The sequence below is a fragment of the Cellulomonas oligotrophica genome (genome assembly GCF_013409875.1).
GTDB classification, from domain to species: Bacteria; Actinomycetota; Actinomycetes; order Actinomycetales; family Cellulomonadaceae; genus Cellulomonas; species Cellulomonas oligotrophica.
The window spans coordinates 3,622,633-3,638,284 of record NZ_JACCBK010000001.1 but is presented as its reverse complement, the minus strand read 5'-3'; the positions used below and the strand labels follow the sequence as shown (position 1 = coordinate 3,638,284).

The following is a 15,652-nucleotide window of genomic DNA, read 5'->3' as shown; positions in this document are numbered from 1 at the left end:
ACGACCCCGGGCGCGTCGGCACCGGTACGGTGACCTGCGACGACGGCGACGAGGAGCGAGATGGCCCTGCACACCGGGTACGACGACGACCTGCGGCTGGCGCTCGTGATCGCCGACCAGGTCGACGCCCTGACCATGTCGCGCTTCCGCGCGCTGGACCTGCGCGTGGACACCAAGCCGGACCTGAGCCCCGTGACGGACGCCGACCGGGCCGCCGAGGACTTCATCCGCGGCCAGCTCGCCCGGGCGCGCTCGCGCGACGCCGTGCACGGCGAGGAGGGCGACGACACCGGGCACGGACGTCGCCGGTGGGTGATCGACCCGATCGACGGCACCAAGAACTTCGTGCGGGGCGTGCCCGTGTGGGCCACGCTCATCGCCCTGATGGACGGCCCGGACGTCGTGCTGGGCGTGGTCAGCGCCCCCGCGCTGGGCAGGCGCTGGTGGGCGGCGCAGGGCTCCGGCGCCTGGACCGGACGGTCCCTGTCCGCGGCGACGCGGCTGCACGTGTCGTCCGTGGCCCGCCTGGAGGACGCGTCGCTGTCGTACTCGAGCCTGTCCGGCTGGGACGAGCGCGGGCGCCTGGACGCGTTCGTGGCTCTGACCCGGCGCGTGTGGCGCACCCGGGCGTACGGGGACTTCTGGTCGTACATGCTGCTCGCCGAGGGCGCCGTCGACATCGCCGCGGAGCCCGAGCTCGAGCTCTACGACATGGCCGCGCTCGTGCCGGTCGTGGTCGAGGCCGGTGGGCGGTTCACGTCGCTGGACGGCACGCCCGGCCCGCACGGCGGCGACGCGCTCGTCACCAACGGCCTCCTGCACGACGAGGTGCACGCGCTCGTCGGGCGCCGCTGAGGCCGGGGTCCCGCTCCCGCCCGGGGCCCGCGCACGTCGTCGCCGTCAGACGCTGACCCAGCAGTACATCCCTGCGCGCGTCTGCCGGGCCTGCCGCGCGAGGTCCGCGAGGCCACGCACCACCGGCAGCAGGTCCTCCGCCGTCGACGCCGCGAGCTCCTCGGTGCAGGACCAGGCCTGGGCGGCGTCCCGCAGCGCGGCGTCGTCGGCCGCCGCCAGGGCGGCGACGAGGCGGGGCGAGACGGGGACGACCATGCCCTCGCCCCCGTCAGTCGTCGCCAGCGGCTCCGGGTCGTCGACCTCCTCGTCGAGCCCCAGGACGATCTGCTCGAGCGTCCCCGCCGTGACGAACGGGTCGATGCCCTTGGCATCGAGCGTCGGCCAGGCCGGCGCACCGTCCGCGCCGGGTCGGCCCGGACCGCCGACGCGGTCGAGGGTCGCCACGGCATCGGCGTCGGACGGGGCCACGAAGTAGTCGCACAGCACTCCCATGGCGCGCATCCTGCCCTGCCCCACCGACACCCGATGTCCCGCACCCACCGAGCCGGCACGCGAGGTCGGTGCCGGGCGGGCGCGAGGGTCAGGCGGGCACGAGGCCGGCCGGCACCGCGACCGTCGCCCGGGCGCGCATCGGTCCCACGACGGCCCGTCCCGCGGCCGTCTCGGCCGCGTGCGGGCGCAGCACGAGCGGGACGCGGTGCACGACCGTGCCCCCGCGGCGGACGACCACGGTGACCCCACCACCGGGCAGCGCGGCGGCCACGCCCTGCCACCGCGGCCCGGGCGCGTGCCCCGGCGTGACGCTGGCGCCGCTGCCCGCCGGCCACTCGACGTCGACGGTCAGACCCTCGCGGTCGGGCCAGGCGTCGTCGAGGCGCACGTCCACGCTCGTCGCCCAGCCGACGGCCGGGTGCAGCGCCGCACCCGCCGCCGCCCGCACGAAGGCGCTCCACGCGGCGGCGACGGCCACGACGCCGGCGGCGAGCAGCGTGGCGCGGTTCCGGTCTCGGACGTCCATGTCGGCCTCCCGGTGGCGGGCGACGACGATCCCGCCACCCTGCTGCCCCGTCTGTGTCGCGGGACGGGCGCCCCTTGCACGCCGCGCCCGCACCCGGGCCGTCTCAGGGGTGCAGGCCGAGCACCTCGGGCAGCTCGTCGAGCGACCGCACGACGTGCACGCCCGCGGCACGGGCCGCGGCGACGTCCTCGTCCGTGACCGGGACGCGCCGGGGACCGGGCCGGTCGACCCAGACGCCGACGAGCCCCGCCGCGGCCGCGGCGCGCGCGTCCACGTCGAGCTCGTCGCCGACGTACGCCGTACGCGCGGGATCCGTGCCGAGCCGGCGGCACGCCTCGACGAACACCCGCGGGTCGGGCTTGCCGACACCCCCACAAGGGCTGTTCACTGCCGGACGGGTGAACTCAAGCGCCGCGACGCGACGCAGGATGGTGCCGGACGATCGGGGGAGGCGAGCCTTGGGCAAGGTGATGTTCCGAGACCTGTACTTTGGCCAGGCTTCCGCTGAGACGGAAGTTGCGCAGGACCCGAGCCGATTCCTGAAGAACTATTACGACCGATGGAACATCGCCAATCGCCTCGGTCGCAAAGACTTCTTCCTTCTCGTGGGGCCAAAAGGGGCAGGCAAGACCGCCACAAGCGAGTACATCCGTCTCCATCTTCAACAAAAGCATGGCAAAGCCCACGTCTTCGCAAAGACTCTGAATCTTGATGAAGTCTCTCCAGGCGTGAGCCCCCTTGCCTCTATCACGCAGAAACTGGTATCAGACCAGGCCACTGGCATTACAGATGCAGCTTGGCGCCTCTTTCTTTCCCTTCGCTTCTTTGAGATGCTCCTGTCAGACGAAAGTAGCTCTCTTGCAAACGACCCACAGGCCCTCGACCTGGCCAAGCGGCTGCGTAACGCCGGTCTAGCTACTAGCGACTTTCCGTCCGTCCTCCGGAAAGTTCGAGAGAACAAGATCTCCCTGTCCCTAAAAGGGCTCCTTACGGGCGAGACGGCCAGCAAGCAAACGGAAGAGGTCCCAGTCTCGGCACTGGGGCAATCGCTGGAACGCTTGGTGCTCAACGCGCAATCCGATAATCACTTCGTCCTATCCATCGATGGGCTCGACCGGATCATCGGACATAATCCGGCATATTGGCTCACGCTGGCGGCGCTTCTACGCGTGGGCGAGGACTTCCATCACAAGTTGATCTCGGCACGGTCCTCCCTGCGCTTCTTTGTGATGTGTCGAAGCGACGTCTTCCGTCGAATCAGTTTCGCTGATTCGGACAAGATTGCCGGCGATTCTGCGCTCTTTGTCGACTGGGGCTCGCAGCAGACCGAACCGCGGGACAGCCCGCTGTGGGACTACCTGGCGGCTAAGGCCGAGATCACGCCCGATGCGCTGTTCGAACACTTTCCTCCGCATGTCAGCGTCGGACTGCGGAGCTCGAAGCCGCGAAACATACCGACTATCGAGTACATCCTCACATCCACGCGGTCGACTCCACGTGAGATGACGATGCTCATGCGGAGACTCCAGGAAGAAGTCCCGCCGGGGGGATATGTCACGTCAGACCGGATTCGTTCCGCCGTGGATACATTCGCGTCTCGCGATCTCCTCACGACCGTGAAAGCGGAAGCTACAGGACTCCTCAAGAGCGACATCGCCGAGCATCTCGAGGAGTTGCTCTCGTCCCTGCCGTCGGCACGTGAAGTTACAAGAGATGACCTCGGGAAATCTGTAGTTGCATCGGGCCTCGAAGTCGATAAGACGGCGGAACTGGCCGAGTTTCTTTTCATGGCGGGTCTCATCGGAAACTATGATAGAAATACCGGCTACATCCAGTTCTATCACCGACGCGATACTTACAAATTCAAGCGCACGGGCCCCTGGCAGTTGCATCGGGGACTGATGTATGCCTTCAACATTCCATACTCGCGCGGAGCAGCCAACGGGTAGCAACCGGAGATCTTGAGGAAGCCGATGATCTCAATCGGCTCCTCCACGGAGGCGGCGTCCAGCCCTCGTTCAGTTCGACTGTGCGGCCGTCGTCTGCTGTACTCACCAGCCGAAACTGTCTCCGTCGCCAGCACTGGTCGTCAGGCGCCGAGGGCGGTGGGCAGTTCGGAGAGCGAGGCGATAACCCGGACGCCCGCGGCCCGGGCTGCCGCGACGTCTTGGGGCGGCACGTCCACACGCCGCGATCCTGGCCGATCAACCCAGATGCCAATAAGACCTGCACGCAGCGCCCCGAGAGCATCTACATCCAACTCGTCGCCTACGTAGGCGGTCCGAGCGGGCTCTGTGCCGAGCCGGCGGCACGCCTCGACGAACACCCGCGGGTCGGGCTTGCCGATGCCCAGGGTGTCGACGCCCACGAGCACCTCGAGGTGCGCGTCCAGGCCGGCCCGGACGAGCTTGCTCGTCTGGTAGTCCGTCGCCGCGTTCGTCAGCGAGCCCACCAGGAGACCGGCGTCGAGCACCCGTCGGAGGGCGTCGTGCGCGTCGGGGTGCGCGGCCCACGCGCCCACGAACCCGGACTCGAAGACCTCGTCCCACACGTCGTACGCGGCGTCGTCGAGCACCGGCCCGCCGAACGCGGCGTGCAGCTCGTTCGCCCGGGTCATGCGCTGCGCGCGGTACGTCGTCTCGCCGCGGGTGTACGCCCGGTAGTGGCCGCCGGCGTCCGCCCGCCAGGCGGCCAGGGCCCGGCCGACGGTCGCCTCGTCGGCTCCGGGCACGTACGTGCGCAGCACCTGCCCGATCGCTGCGGCGAAGGCCGCCCGGGTGTCGACGAGCGTGTCGTCGATGTCGAACAGGACCCCGTCGACGGACGCGCCGGTCACGCCAGGTCCGCGCGGAGCCGGGCGATGCGGGCCAGGGTCGCGTCCTTGCCCAGCAGCTCCATCGACTCGAACAGCGGCGGCGAGACCCGGCGCCCGGTGAGGGCGACGCGCAGCGGCGTGTACGCGAACCGGGGCTTGATGCCCAGGCCGGTGTCCCCGTCGACGAGCGCGGCCGCCAGCACGTTCTGCGTGGCCTCGGTCGTGAACGCGTCGGCCGGCAGCTCGCCGAGCACGCGGGCCGACGCGTCGAGCACCCGCGGCGCCTCCTCGCGCAGGGCCGCGCGGGCGTCCTCGGCGACCTCGACGGCGTCGTCGGCGACGAAGAGGAACCCGAGCATGCCGACCGACTCGCCGAGCAGCGTCATGCGCTCCTGCACGAGCGGCGCCGCCGCGTCGAGCAGCGCCTGCTGGTCCGCGGGCAGCGCCGCGAACGTCGCGGCCGGCACGAGGCCCGCGGCGTGCAGGTAGGGCACGAGGCGGTCGCGGAAGTCGGCGGGCGCGAGCAGGCGCACGTGCGCGGCGTTGATCGCCTCGGCCTTCTTCTGGTCGAACCGCGCCGGGTTCGGGTTGACGTCGGCGACGTCGAACGCCGCGACCATCTCCTCGACGGTGAACACGTCCCGGTCCGGGGCGATGGACCAGCCGAGCAGGGCCAGGTAGTTGAGCAGGCCCTCGGGGGTGAAGCCGCGGTCGCGGTGCAGGAAGAGGTTGGACTCGGGGTCGCGCTTGGACAGCTTCTTGTTGCCCTCGCCCATGACGTACGGCAGGTGCCCGAACTGCGGCACCGCGGTCGCGACGCCGACGTCGACGAGCGCGCGGTACAGCACCACCTGGCGCGGGGTCGACGAGAGCAGGTCCTCGCCGCGCAGCACGTGCGTGATCTGCATGAGCGCGTCGTCGACGGGGTTGACCAGGGTGTACAGCGGCTGGCCGTTGGCGCGCACGACCACGTAGTCGGGCACCGAGCCGGCCTTGAACGTGACCTCGCCGCGGACGAGGTCGGTGAAGGACACGTCCTCGTCGGGCATGCGCAGGCGCAGCACGGGCTCGCGACCCTCGGCGCGGTACGCGGCCTTCTGCTCGTCGGTCAGGTCGCGGTCGAACCCGTCGTACCCGAGCTTGGGGTCGCGGCCGGCGGCCTTGTGCCGGGCCTCGATCTCCTCGGGCGTCGAGAACGACTCATACACGTGCCCGCCCGCGACGAGGCGCGCCACCACGTCGGCGTACAGCGCGCCGCGCTGCGACTGCCGGTACGGCTCGTGGGGGCCGCCGACCTCGACGCCCTCGTCCCAGTCCAGGCCGAGCCAGCGCAGCGCGTCGAGGAGCTGGTCGTAGCTCTCCTGCGAGTCGCGGGCCGCGTCGGTGTCCTCGATGCGGAAGACGAAGGTGCCACCCACGTGCCGGGCGTAGGCCCAGTTGAACAGCGCCGTGCGGATGAGCCCGACGTGCGGCGTCCCCGTCGGCGAGGGGCAGAAGCGGACGCGGACGGGACTGCTGGCGGGCACAGGACACCTCGGGGTGGGACGGGGACGGACGCGGTCAGCCTAGCGAGCGCACCGGCTCCTGGCCGTCACGGGCGCCGGCGGCCCAGACGTCGCCGGGCACGTCCCCGGGCAGGTGCGGGTTGCCGTGGCCGACGAAGCGCGCATCGGTCCCCGCCGCCCGGGCGGCCCGCAGGTCGGCGAGCACGCCGAGCGCCCACCGCGACAGCAGCAGGATCGCCACGAGGTTCACGGTCGCCATGAGCGCCATCGCGATGTCGGCCAGGGCCCACACCGTGGTGAGCGCCAGCAGGGAGCCGACGCCGACGGACGCGAGCACGAGGGTGCGCAGCGCGTTCAGCGCCCTGCCGCGGATGCCGAGGAACGTGAGGTTGACCTCGGCGTAGGAGTAGTTGCCCAGCACGGAGGAGAACGCGAACGCGAAGACCAGCGCGCTCATGGGCGCGGTGGTCCAGCCCCCGAGCTCGTGTGCGACCGCCTGGGCGGTCAGCGCGGCGCCCGCGGACTGGTCGGTCTCGCCCGGGGAGTACACCTCGGGCCCGGCCAGCAGGATGAGGAACGCGGTCGCCGAGCACACCAGCATCGTGTCGACGAAGACGCCGAGGGACTGGATGAGCCCCTGCTTGGCCGGGTGGCTGACGGTCGCGGTGGCGGCCGCGTTGGGCGCCGACCCCATGCCGGCCTCGTTGGAGAACAGGCCGCGCTTGGTGCCGTTGAGCACCGCTGCGAGCAGGCCGCCCGCGGTGCCCGCGAGCGCGCTGTCCAGCCCGAACGCCCCCCGCAGGATCTGCCCGACGACGTCCGGCACCGCCCCGAGGTTGAGCACGACGACCACGAGGGCGAGCAGCAGGTACGCGGCGGCCATGACGGGCAGGACGACCTCGGCGACGCGGGCGACGCGCCGCACGCCGCCGAAGAGCACGGGGGCGGCCAGGACCACGAGGCCCACGGCGGTCCACGCGACGGGCACGCCGTGGCCGGCGGCGAAGGTGTCGGCGATGGTGTTGGCCTGGACCATGTTGAACGCGAAGCCGAAGGTGAGGATGAGCAGCACGGCGAACACGGCGCCCCAGCGGCGCGAGCCGAGGCCGCGCTCGATGTAGTACGCGGGGCCGCCGCGGTACGTGCCGTCCGCGACGCGCACCTTGAAGACCTGCGCCAGGGTGGCCTCGACGAAGGCCGTGGCCATGCCGACGGCCGCGACGACCCACATCCAGAAGATCGCGCCGGGTCCGCCGAGGGTCAGCGCGACGGCGACCCCGGCGATGTTGCCGGTGCCGACGCGAGAGGCCAGGCCGACGGTGAACGCCTGGAACGAGGAGATCCCGCCCGCGGCGTCCTCGCGCGACGACGCCACCTGCCGGAGCATCGCGGGGAACAGCCGCACCTGCACGAACCCGGTGCGCAGCGTGAACCACAGGCCCACGCCGACGAGCAGGTAGACGAGCCAGTACGTGTAGAGCGCGTTCGTCAGCCAGTCGATGCCGACCTGCAGGTCCATGCGGCCACCCCCCGTGACGCCTGTCCGAGGAGACTAGGGGCGTCGCGGCGGGGCGACCAGCGGGGACGCGGTGTCAGCGTCGCACGACGGGGTTGCGCAGCACCCCGATGTCCTCGACCTCGACCTCGACGACGTCGCGGTGCTCGATGCGGCTCACACCCGCGGGGGTACCGGTGAGGATGACGTCGCCGGGCAGGAGGGTGAACACCTCGGAGACGTACGAGACGAGGTAGGCGGTGTCGAAGACCATCTGCGACGTGCGGCCGTCCTGGCGGGGCTCGCCGTTGACGCGGGCGGTCACGGCGAGGTCGGCGACGTCGAGACCGGGCACGACCCAGGGGCCGAGCGGGCAGGACGTGTCGAAGCCCTTGGCACGGGTCCACTGGTCGTCGGACCTCTGGATGTCGCGGGCCGTGACGTCGTTGGCGACGGTGAAGCCGAAGACGTGGTCGAGCGCGCGCTCGACGGGCACGTCCTTGGTGACCTTGCCGATGACGACCGCGAGCTCGGCCTCGTGCTCGACGTGCTCGGTCCACTCGGGCAGCACGACGGGGTCGTCGGGGCCGATCACGGAGGTGTTGGGCTTGAGGAACAGCAGCGGGCGCGCGGGCACCTCGTTGCCGTGCTCGGCGGCGTGCGCGGCGTAGTTGCGGCCGACGCCGACGATCTTCGACCGCGGGATGACGGGGGCCAGCAGCCGCAGCCCGTCCTGGTCGAGGCGGACCCGCTCGCCCGTGGGCTGCACGGGCGTGTAGATGGGGTCGCCGGTGATGACGACGAGCTCCTCGTGCCCGGGCGCGCCCTCGACGAGCGCGTAGCGGGGGTCGGACCCTGTGGTGAACCTGGCGATGCGCACGCCCCCACCCTAGGAGGTGCGCGGGCGGTTCAGCGCAGCACGAAGACGCTGAGCAGGAACGTCCCGTAGGTGATGCCTGCGGCGACGGCGAGCACCTGGGACAGGGCCGTCCAGCGGCCGGCGACCGCGGCGGCGCCGAGCGCGAGCGCGAGGAGCACCCACACGAGCGTGTGCGCGTGGTCGACGACGACCTTGCGCAGCCCGGTCGCGTCGTCGACCACGACCCCGTCGCCGACCGTCGCGAACACCACCGCGACGACGCCTGCGACCGCCGTCCCCACCGTGAACCACGTCCTGGCCGTCACGCGACCACCCCCTCCCGGCGCCGAGGATGCCAGAGCGGGCGCCCGTGCGGGAGGCCCGGGCGGCGCGCGGCGCGGGCTCAGGCGCGGGCGACGACCTCGCCGTGCAGGATCGAGAACCAGGCGTCCTCGTGGGTGCCCCACTGGTGCCAGGCGTCGGCGAGCTGCTCGAGGCCGACCTCGTCGGCGAGCCCGTGCTCGATGGCCTGGGCGGCGAAGTTGGACCGCACGCAGCGGTCGGCCCACAGGTCGGACCACCAGACGCGGTCGTGCGGGGTCGCGTAGCACCACGCGCTCGCACCGGGCTGGATGCCGGCGGGGTCGAACCCGGCCTCGCGGACCCAGGAGTGCAGCTTGCGCCCGGCGTCGGCGTCGGCCCGGTTGGCCTGCGTGACCTCGTGGTAGAGCGTCAGCCACTCGTCGAGGCCGGACGACGCGGGGTACCAGGCCATGCCGTCGTAGTCGGCGTCGCGCACCGCCACGATCCCGCCGGGGCGGGTGACGCGGCGCATCTCGCGCAGCGCGGCGACGGGGTCGGACAGGTGCTGCAGCACCTGGTGGGCGTGCACGACGTCGAACGAGTCGTCGGGGACGTCGAGGGCGTAGGCGTCACCGACGACGAAGGTGACGTTGGTGGTGCCCGCGTCGGCGGCTGCCTTGGCCGCGGCCTCGATGACGCTGGGCGAGGCGTCGACGCCGACGACCTCGCCGGGGTCGAGGCGACCGGCGAGGTCGAGGGTCACGGTGCCCGGCCCGCAGCCCACGTCGAGCAGGCGCAGCCCGGGCCGCAGGTGCGGCAGCAGGTAGGCCGCGGAGTTCTCGGCGGTGCGCCACCGGTGCGAGCGCAGGACGCTCTCGTGGTGCCCGTGCGTGTAGACGTCGGATCGCGAGGTCACAGGGCACTGTAGGACCGCGGCGGACCCGTTGCCCAGCCAGCGGGACACCGACGCTCACATGCTGGGACCGTGGGCGCGGGAGCGTCCGGCACGGCGCGCCCGGCGCCGCGGCACCCTACCGTGGGCGGGTGCGACGCATCGTGGGCCTGGACACCGCACGGGGTCTGGCGATCCTCGGCATGCTGACCGCCCACGTCGGGCCGGACGACGCCTGGCGCACCGTGCCGCCGGGCGGGTGGAGCCAGCTCGCCGACGGACGCCCCTCGGCGCTGTTCGTGCTCCTCGCGGGCGTCGGGCTCGCGCTGCTCTCGGGCGGCGACGACCCGGTCCGCGGCACCCGGCTCGTGCAGGCCCGGCTGCGCATCCTCGTCCGCGCGGCCCTGCTCGTCGTGCTGGGCGCCCTCCTCGTGCGGCTCGGCACCCCGGTCGTGGTGATCCTCGCCGTGTACGGCGGACTGTTCGCCGCCGGCACCCTCGTGCTGCGCTGGCCGCGGCGCGCGCTGCTGGCCGTCGCGGGCGCGGTCGCGCTGGTCGGCCCCCTGGCCCGGCTCGTGCTCGCCGGCGTGGTCGTCACCGACGCCGAGCCGCTCGACCCCGTCGCGGTGCTGCTCAACGACTACTACCCGGCCGTGGTGTGGATGGCGTACGTGCTCGTGGGCGTCGCCGTCGGGCGCAGCGACCTGCGGGCGGGGCGCACCCATCTCCTCCTCGCGGGGTCCGGGGCCGCGCTGGTCCTCGTCGGGCACGGGGGCGCGTGGGCGGTGCGCCCGCTGGGCCTGCCGCCGGCCCTCGTCACCGCCGAGCCGCACTCCTCGACGACGTTCGAGGTGCTGGGCAACACCGGCTCCGCCCTGCTCGTGGTCGCCGCGTGCCTGGCCGTGGGGGTGCGCTGGCCCCGGGCGCTGGCACCCGTGACGGCGACCGGCGCGCTGGCCCTCACCGCCTACTGCGGCCACCTCGTCGTCCTCGCCGTGCTCGGGACCGACCTGGTCTACGCACCGACGCTGTCCACGTGGGCCGCCTTCTGCGCGGTGACCGTTGCCGCGTGCTGGGCGTGGCACGCCGTGGTGGGCCGCGGCCCCCTCGAGGCCCTCGTGCACACCGTCTCGACCCGCGCCGCCGACACGACCCCCGACCCTCTGCCCCCGCGCGCGCCCCGCACCCCCGCCGCCGCCCGGCCGCAGGTCCGGCGGGAGACGTCAGGGCCAGGTGAGGGTGGGGGACCAGGTGCCGGCGGTGCGGGTGTAGACGACACGGACGTGCGCCCGGTCCCGTGAGCCCTGCCAGAACTCCAGCCGGCGCGGCTCGACGCGCCACGCCTGCCACTCCCGCAGCACCAGGCCGGGATCGGCGTCGACGCGCTCCCGCGCGGCCGACATCGCGTCCCGCATCTGCCGCACCGAGCCGAGCCGCTCCCCCGGTCGCACGCCCAGCGCGGCCGCACGCGACGCGGGTGAGCGCGCCAGGTAGTCGGCGGCGGACGCCTCGTCGCCGAGGTACCGCGCCACCCCCTCGACCCGGACCTGCCGGACCACCGGCTGCCACCAGAACGTCAGCGCCGCCTGCGGGTTGACCGCCAGGTCGGCCGCCTTGCCGCTGCGCGCGTCGGTCGCGAACGCGAACCCGTCCGGTCCGACGTCCTTGAGCACGAGCACCCGGGACGACGGCCGCCCGTCCGCGTCCGCGGTCGCCAGCGTCACCGCGTGCGGCTCGGGCACCCCGGCGTCGCGCGCGTGCGCGAACCAGTCCGCGAACAGGTCGTACGGGTCCGACGGCACCTCCCCAGGGTCGAACTCGGGGGCGTGGCCCGTCAGGGCCGGCAGGGACCGCAGCTCGTGACGCACGACGCCACCCTGCCGCACCGGCGGCACCCCGGCGAGACGGACCGACCTACCCTGGTCCGGTGGACGCCCCCGCACCGACGAGCCCGCCCGGCGCAGCACCCGCCGGTGCGACGTCGGCAGGCGTGACGTCGCCAGGCACGCTGCCCCCGGGTGCCGGACCCACGGTCCTGGAGCCCGCCGCCTGGCAGCCCCTGGCCGACGCCCACGCCGCGCGCGCGGACGCGTTCACGGTCGGGCACCGCGAGCGCCGGTCCCGTCACGAGCGCCACGCGATCGAGGACTTCCTCTACGAGTACTACCCGACGCGGCCCGCCCAGCTGCGCCGCTGGCACCCCGGCGCGGGCGTCCGCCTGGCGCCCGGGCCGGACGGTCCCCCGCCGCACGCGGGCTGGCGCTGGTACCGGACGCACGACGACGGCACGGTCGGCCTGGACGTCGAGGCGTTCCTCGCCGACCGCGGCGAGGGCGTGCGCTTCGTCGCCGACCTCGTGGCGCGCACCGGAGCGCGGCCCGCCGCGACGGGGTGCTTCGGGCTGCACGAGTGGGCGATGGTCTACCGGCAGGGTGAGCACCGGCACCCCCTGCCGCTGCGCCTGGGCCAGGACGGCACGGACGCCGTCGTCGAGGCCCACCGGATCCGCTGCACGCACATCGACGCGTTCCGGTTCTTCACGCCGGCCGCGGCCCCCCGCAACACCCTCCAGCCGACCCGCGCGACCCAGCCGGCTCTCGAGCAGCCGGGGTGCCTGCACGCGAACATGGACCTGTACAAGTGGGCCCTCAAGCTCGGCCCCCTGGCGCCCGGCGACCTGCTGCTGGACGCGTTCGACCTCGCCCGCCGCATCCGCGTGCTCGACATGCGGGCCTCGCCGTACGACTGCACGACGTACGGGCTCGCACCGGTCGAGATCGACACCCCCGACGGCAAGGCCGAGTACGTCGCGGCGCAGCGGGCGTTCGCCGCCGAGTCCCAGGCCCTGCGCACCCGCCTGCTCCGCGCCTCCGGGGCGGTCAGCGCCAGCCGAGGCCGGTGAGCCACTCCGCGCACGCCGTCGTCCAGGTGGCGACGTGCGGGGCGTCGTCGGCCAGGCCGAGCCCGTGCCGCCCGGTGGGGTACACGTGCAGCTCGGCGGAGACGCCCGCGAGCCACAGCGCCTGGGCGTAGCGGACGGCGTTGGAGACGGGCACGGCACCGTCGTCGCCGGTGTGCCACACGAACGCCGGGGGCGTGGAGCCGCTGACGCGCCGGTCGGCGGAGAGCGCCGCCCGGGCTGCGTCGTCCGCGTGCTGGCCCAGCAGCGCCTCGACCGAGCCCTCGTGCGCCTCGGCCTCCAGCGAGACGACCGGGTAGCACAGCACGGTGGCGTCGGGCCGGGCGTCGGCGTCCTCGTCGCCCACCGTCGACAAGGTCGCGGCCAGGTGCCCGCCGGCGGAGAAGCCGAGGACGCCCACACGGGCGGGGTCGACGTCGAGGCCGGTGCCGCCGGCCCGGACCCAGCGGACCGCGGCGCGCGCGGCGTCGAGCGGGGCGGGGTGCAGCGGTCCCGTCGACCCCTCGGGGGCGACGGGGTAGCGGAGGACGACGGCGTGCACGCCGAGGCCGGCGAGCCACCGCGCGACGGGCTCCCCCTCGTGGGCGGCCGTCATCCGGTACCCCCCGCCCGGCAGCACGAGGACGAGCGGGCGCGGACCAGCGCCGCGACCCTCGGCGGCGACGACGGTCACGCGCCCGTCGAGCGCGGGGGGCGGCGCGGCGGTCACAGCGTTCCCGCGCGCACGGCGTCGACACCCTTGTTGGCGAGCTGGTCGGCCCGCTCGTTGCCCGGGTCGCCGGCGTGCCCCTTGACCCAGACCCACGTGACCGCGTGCCGGGCCACCTCGGCGTCGAGCGCCTGCCACAGCTCCTTGTTCTTCACCGGCTTCTTGTCACCGGTCAGCCAGCCGTTGCGCTTCCACCCGTGGATCCACTTCGTCAGACCGTTCATGACGTAGGTGGAGTCGACGTGCAGGCGCACGTCGCACGGGCGCGTCAGCGCACGGAGCCCCTCGATGACGGCCGTGAGCTCCATGCGGTTGTTGGTGGTGACGGGCTCGCCGCCGAAGAGCTCGCGCTCCCGCCCGGCGGCGCGCATCCACGCGCCCCATCCCCCGACCCCGGGGTTGCCCTTGCAGGCCCCGTCGGTCCACATCTCGACCTGCGGCCGGTCCTCGTGCGTGTCGTCGTGCGTGCTCACGCGCACACCGTACGGCCCAGGGCGCGGGCTGCGGGCACGACGTGGCTCAGGCGGTCTGGGCGGGCAGCTGGTCGCGGACGACGCGGCGCAGGACCTTGCCGACCTGCGAGCGCGGCAGGTCCGGCAGCACGACGAGGCGGCGCGGCACGGCGTAGCGGGCCAGCCGCGTCTCGCACCAGGCGCGCACCGCGGCCAGGTCGACCCCGGAGGCACCCTCGTCGAGGACGACGGCGGCGACGACGCGCTCGCCCATGGCACCGGCCGGCTCTCCGACCACGGCGACGTCACGGACGCCCGGCATCGTGCGCAGGTGGTCCTCCACCTGCGAGGGGTACACCTTGAACCCGCCGGTGACGATCATCTCCTTCATGCGGTCGAGCAGGACGACGAACCCGTCGTCCTCGACCTGCACGACGTCCCCGGTGCGCAGCCAGCCGTCGGCCAGCAGCTGGTGGGCGGTCTCGTCGGGTCGGTTCCAGTAGCCGGAGAACACCTGCGGGCCGGCGATCAGCAGCTCGCCGCGCTCCCCCGGCGCGACGTCACGGGTCGGGTCCTCCTGGTCGACGACGCGGATGCGGGTGGACGGGAACGGCAGGCCGAGCGAGCCGGGGCGCCGGTCGCGGCTCAGGGGGTTGCCGAGCGCGACGGGCGACGTCTCGGTCATCCCGTACCCCTCGGCCACGATCCCGCCGGTGACCTTCTCCCAGCGCTCGGCCGTGGCGCGCGGCAGGGCCATAGCCCCGCTGATCGCGTACCGGAACGACGTGAGGTCGGCACCGGACTCCTCGGCGGCGGCCGCCAGGCGGTCGAGCATGGGCGGCACCGCGGGCAGGAACGTGCCGGGGCGACGGCGCTGGGCGGCGAGCACGCGCGCGGGGTCGAAGCTCGGCAGGACCACGAGGGTCGCGCCGATGCGGGTGGCGTACGTCAGGCACAGCGTCAGGCCGAACGCGTGGAAGAACGGCAGGACCGCGTAGACGACCTCGGTGCCGGGCTCCGCCTGGGTCCACGCCTGGCCCTGCATGGCGTTGGCCAGGAGGTTGCGGTGCGTCAGGACCGCACCCTTGGGGGTGCCGGTGGTCCCACCGGTGTACTGGATGAGCGCGACGTCCGCGCCCGCGGGCCGGGCGACGTCCTCGGGCAGCGGGCGGGCCCGGCGCAGCAGCCGGTGCCAGTGCGGCACCCCTGCCGGGACGGCACCGCGCATGGCGGCGCGGGTGCGCCGGGCGGTCGGGACGGGCAGGCCGAGCGCCAGCCGCGACACGGTGGGCAGGTCGGCGCTCAGGTCGACGGCGACGACGTGCTGCAGCGCGGTGCGGGCCCGCCCGGCGAGCACGCGCGGCACGGCCTGCTCCCAGACGACGGCGACGGTCGCGCCGCTGTCGGCGAGCTGGTGCTCGAGCTCGTCGGCGGTGTACGTGGGGTTGTGCTCGACGACCACGGCGCCGAGGCGCAGCACCGCCCAGAACGCGACGAGATGGGCGGTGCAGTTGGGCAGGACGAGCGCGACGCGGTCGCCGGGGCCCACGCCGAGGTCGCGCAGCACCGCAGCGCCGCGGGAGACCTGGTCGCCGATCTGCGCCCAGGTCGTGGTGCGGCCGAGGAAGTCCACGGCGATGCGCGCGGGGTGCTCGCGCACCGTCCGCTCGAGGGTCGCGGTGAGCGGCTCGTCGGGCACGTCGACCTCACGGGGGACGCCGTGGGGCCAAGCCGCGGGGACCGGGGCGTCCGGGGTGATCGTCACCACCCCAGCGTAACTTACGGATGCGTAGGTTACGTGTCCGTAGCCTGTGCGTGGCGCGGGTGAA

The 15,652-nt window shown here is 73.6% G+C and carries 17 protein-coding genes; 4 read left to right on the top strand and 13 right to left on the bottom strand.

Features of this window, described 5'->3' with window-relative positions; genetic code table 11:
• The first annotated feature begins 60 nt into the window (after positions 1-60).
• Positions 61-855, top strand: a complete 795-nt coding sequence (gene hisN, locus BKA21_RS16515) for a histidinol-phosphatase (protein ID WP_140460065.1) — start codon at positions 61-63, stop codon at positions 853-855.
• 45 nt (positions 856-900) lie between these two features.
• Here the strand turns inward: hisN and BKA21_RS16510 are convergent, their stop codons facing one another.
• The 3 genes from BKA21_RS16510 to BKA21_RS16500 form a co-directional block, all read right to left on the bottom strand.
• On the bottom strand, positions 901-1,347 hold the full coding sequence (locus BKA21_RS16510; protein ID WP_140460064.1) for a hypothetical protein: 447 nt from the start codon (positions 1,345-1,347) through the stop codon (positions 901-903).
• A gap of 88 nt (positions 1,348-1,435) precedes the next feature.
• Positions 1,436-1,873, bottom strand: a complete 438-nt coding sequence (locus BKA21_RS16505; RefSeq protein WP_140460063.1) for a hypothetical protein — start codon at positions 1,871-1,873, stop codon at positions 1,436-1,438.
• Between the two features lie 103 nt (positions 1,874-1,976).
• Positions 1,977-2,339, bottom strand: coding sequence for an HAD family hydrolase (locus tag BKA21_RS16500; protein ID WP_306458098.1), 363 nt, complete (start codon positions 2,337-2,339; stop codon positions 1,977-1,979).
• 1 nt (position 2,340) lies between these two features.
• Here BKA21_RS16500 and BKA21_RS16495 point away from each other — a divergent pair, with 1 nt between their 5' ends.
• Positions 2,341-3,822 (top strand): P-loop ATPase, Sll1717 family, encoded by a 1,482-nt coding sequence (locus tag BKA21_RS16495; RefSeq protein WP_373308200.1) that lies wholly within the window; start codon positions 2,341-2,343, stop codon positions 3,820-3,822.
• A 140-nt stretch (positions 3,823-3,962) separates the two neighbouring features.
• Here BKA21_RS16495 and BKA21_RS16490 read toward each other — a convergent pair whose 3' ends face one another.
• From BKA21_RS16490 to BKA21_RS16465, 6 genes are all read right to left on the bottom strand, one after another.
• Entirely contained in the window at positions 3,963-4,709 is a 747-nt protein-coding gene (locus tag BKA21_RS16490; protein ID WP_140460061.1) for an HAD family hydrolase, read from the bottom strand.
• Positions 4,706-6,214 carry a glutamate--tRNA ligase gene (gene gltX, locus BKA21_RS16485; protein ID WP_140460060.1) on the bottom strand — a complete coding sequence of 503 codons (1,509 nt, stop codon included), beginning with the start codon at positions 6,212-6,214 and terminating at the stop codon, positions 4,706-4,708. Before gltX ends, BKA21_RS16490 begins: the two co-directional genes overlap by 4 nt.
• 34 nt (positions 6,215-6,248) lie before the next feature.
• On the bottom strand, positions 6,249-7,712 hold the full coding sequence (locus BKA21_RS16480; RefSeq protein WP_140460059.1) for an alanine/glycine:cation symporter family protein: 1,464 nt from the start codon (positions 7,710-7,712) through the stop codon (positions 6,249-6,251).
• 73 nt (positions 7,713-7,785) lie between these two features.
• Complete coding sequence (locus BKA21_RS16475) at positions 7,786-8,568, bottom strand: fumarylacetoacetate hydrolase family protein (protein ID WP_140460058.1); 783 nt, start codon at positions 8,566-8,568, stop codon at positions 7,786-7,788.
• A gap of 29 nt (positions 8,569-8,597) precedes the next feature.
• Positions 8,598-8,873, bottom strand: coding sequence for a hypothetical protein (locus tag BKA21_RS16470; protein ID WP_140460057.1), 276 nt, complete (start codon positions 8,871-8,873; stop codon positions 8,598-8,600).
• Positions 8,874-8,950: 77 nt separating this feature from the next.
• Positions 8,951-9,766, bottom strand: coding sequence for a methyltransferase domain-containing protein (locus BKA21_RS16465; RefSeq protein WP_140460056.1), 816 nt, complete (start codon positions 9,764-9,766; stop codon positions 8,951-8,953).
• A gap of 128 nt (positions 9,767-9,894) precedes the next feature.
• Between BKA21_RS16465 and BKA21_RS16460 the strand changes: the two genes are divergently transcribed.
• Positions 9,895-11,043, top strand: a complete 1,149-nt coding sequence (locus BKA21_RS16460) for a heparan-alpha-glucosaminide N-acetyltransferase domain-containing protein (protein ID WP_170209086.1) — start codon at positions 9,895-9,897, stop codon at positions 11,041-11,043.
• Here BKA21_RS16460 and BKA21_RS16455 read toward each other — a convergent pair.
• Positions 10,966-11,610, bottom strand: a complete 645-nt coding sequence (locus BKA21_RS16455) for a pyridoxine/pyridoxamine 5'-phosphate oxidase (protein ID WP_140460055.1) — start codon at positions 11,608-11,610, stop codon at positions 10,966-10,968. The genes BKA21_RS16460 and BKA21_RS16455 overlap by 78 nt on opposite strands.
• A gap of 140 nt (positions 11,611-11,750) precedes the next feature.
• Between BKA21_RS16455 and BKA21_RS16450 the strand changes: the two genes are divergently transcribed.
• Positions 11,751-12,644, top strand: coding sequence for a 3-methyladenine DNA glycosylase (locus tag BKA21_RS16450; protein ID WP_140460284.1), 894 nt, complete (start codon positions 11,751-11,753; stop codon positions 12,642-12,644).
• Here BKA21_RS16450 and BKA21_RS16445 read toward each other — a convergent pair.
• The 3 genes from BKA21_RS16445 to BKA21_RS16435 all read right to left on the bottom strand — a co-directional run bounded on the left by BKA21_RS16445 (position 12,622) and on the right by BKA21_RS16435 (position 15,588).
• Complete coding sequence (locus BKA21_RS16445) at positions 12,622-13,371, bottom strand: alpha/beta hydrolase (RefSeq protein ID WP_140460054.1); 750 nt, start codon at positions 13,369-13,371, stop codon at positions 12,622-12,624. The genes BKA21_RS16450 and BKA21_RS16445 overlap by 23 nt on opposite strands.
• Entirely contained in the window at positions 13,368-13,799 is a 432-nt protein-coding gene (rnhA, locus tag BKA21_RS16440) for a ribonuclease HI (RefSeq protein ID WP_140460283.1), read from the bottom strand. Before rnhA ends, BKA21_RS16445 begins: the two co-directional genes overlap by 4 nt.
• Before the next feature lie 91 nt (positions 13,800-13,890).
• The gene (locus tag BKA21_RS16435; protein ID WP_170209085.1) at positions 13,891-15,588 is read right to left on the bottom strand and encodes an AMP-binding protein; all 1,698 of its coding nucleotides are present in this window, start codon (positions 15,586-15,588) and stop codon (positions 13,891-13,893) included.
• Positions 15,589-15,652 lie beyond the last annotated feature (64 nt).

Excerpts from the sequence above, each read along its gene's own strand:
- hisN (WP_140460065.1), top strand. The coding sequence starts at position 61 with ATGGCCCTGCACACCGGGTACGACGACGACCTGCGGCTGGCGCTCGTG.
- BKA21_RS16510 (WP_140460064.1), bottom strand. The coding sequence starts at position 1,347 with ATGGGAGTGCTGTGCGACTACTTCGTGGCCCCGTCCGACGCCGATGCC.
- BKA21_RS16505 (WP_140460063.1), bottom strand. The coding sequence starts at position 1,873 with ATGGACGTCCGAGACCGGAACCGCGCCACGCTGCTCGCCGCCGGCGTC.
- BKA21_RS16480 (WP_140460059.1), bottom strand. The coding sequence starts at position 7,712 with ATGGACCTGCAGGTCGGCATCGACTGGCTGACGAACGCGCTCTACACG.
- rnhA (WP_140460283.1), bottom strand. The coding sequence starts at position 13,799 with ATGTGGACCGACGGGGCCTGCAAGGGCAACCCCGGGGTCGGGGGATGG.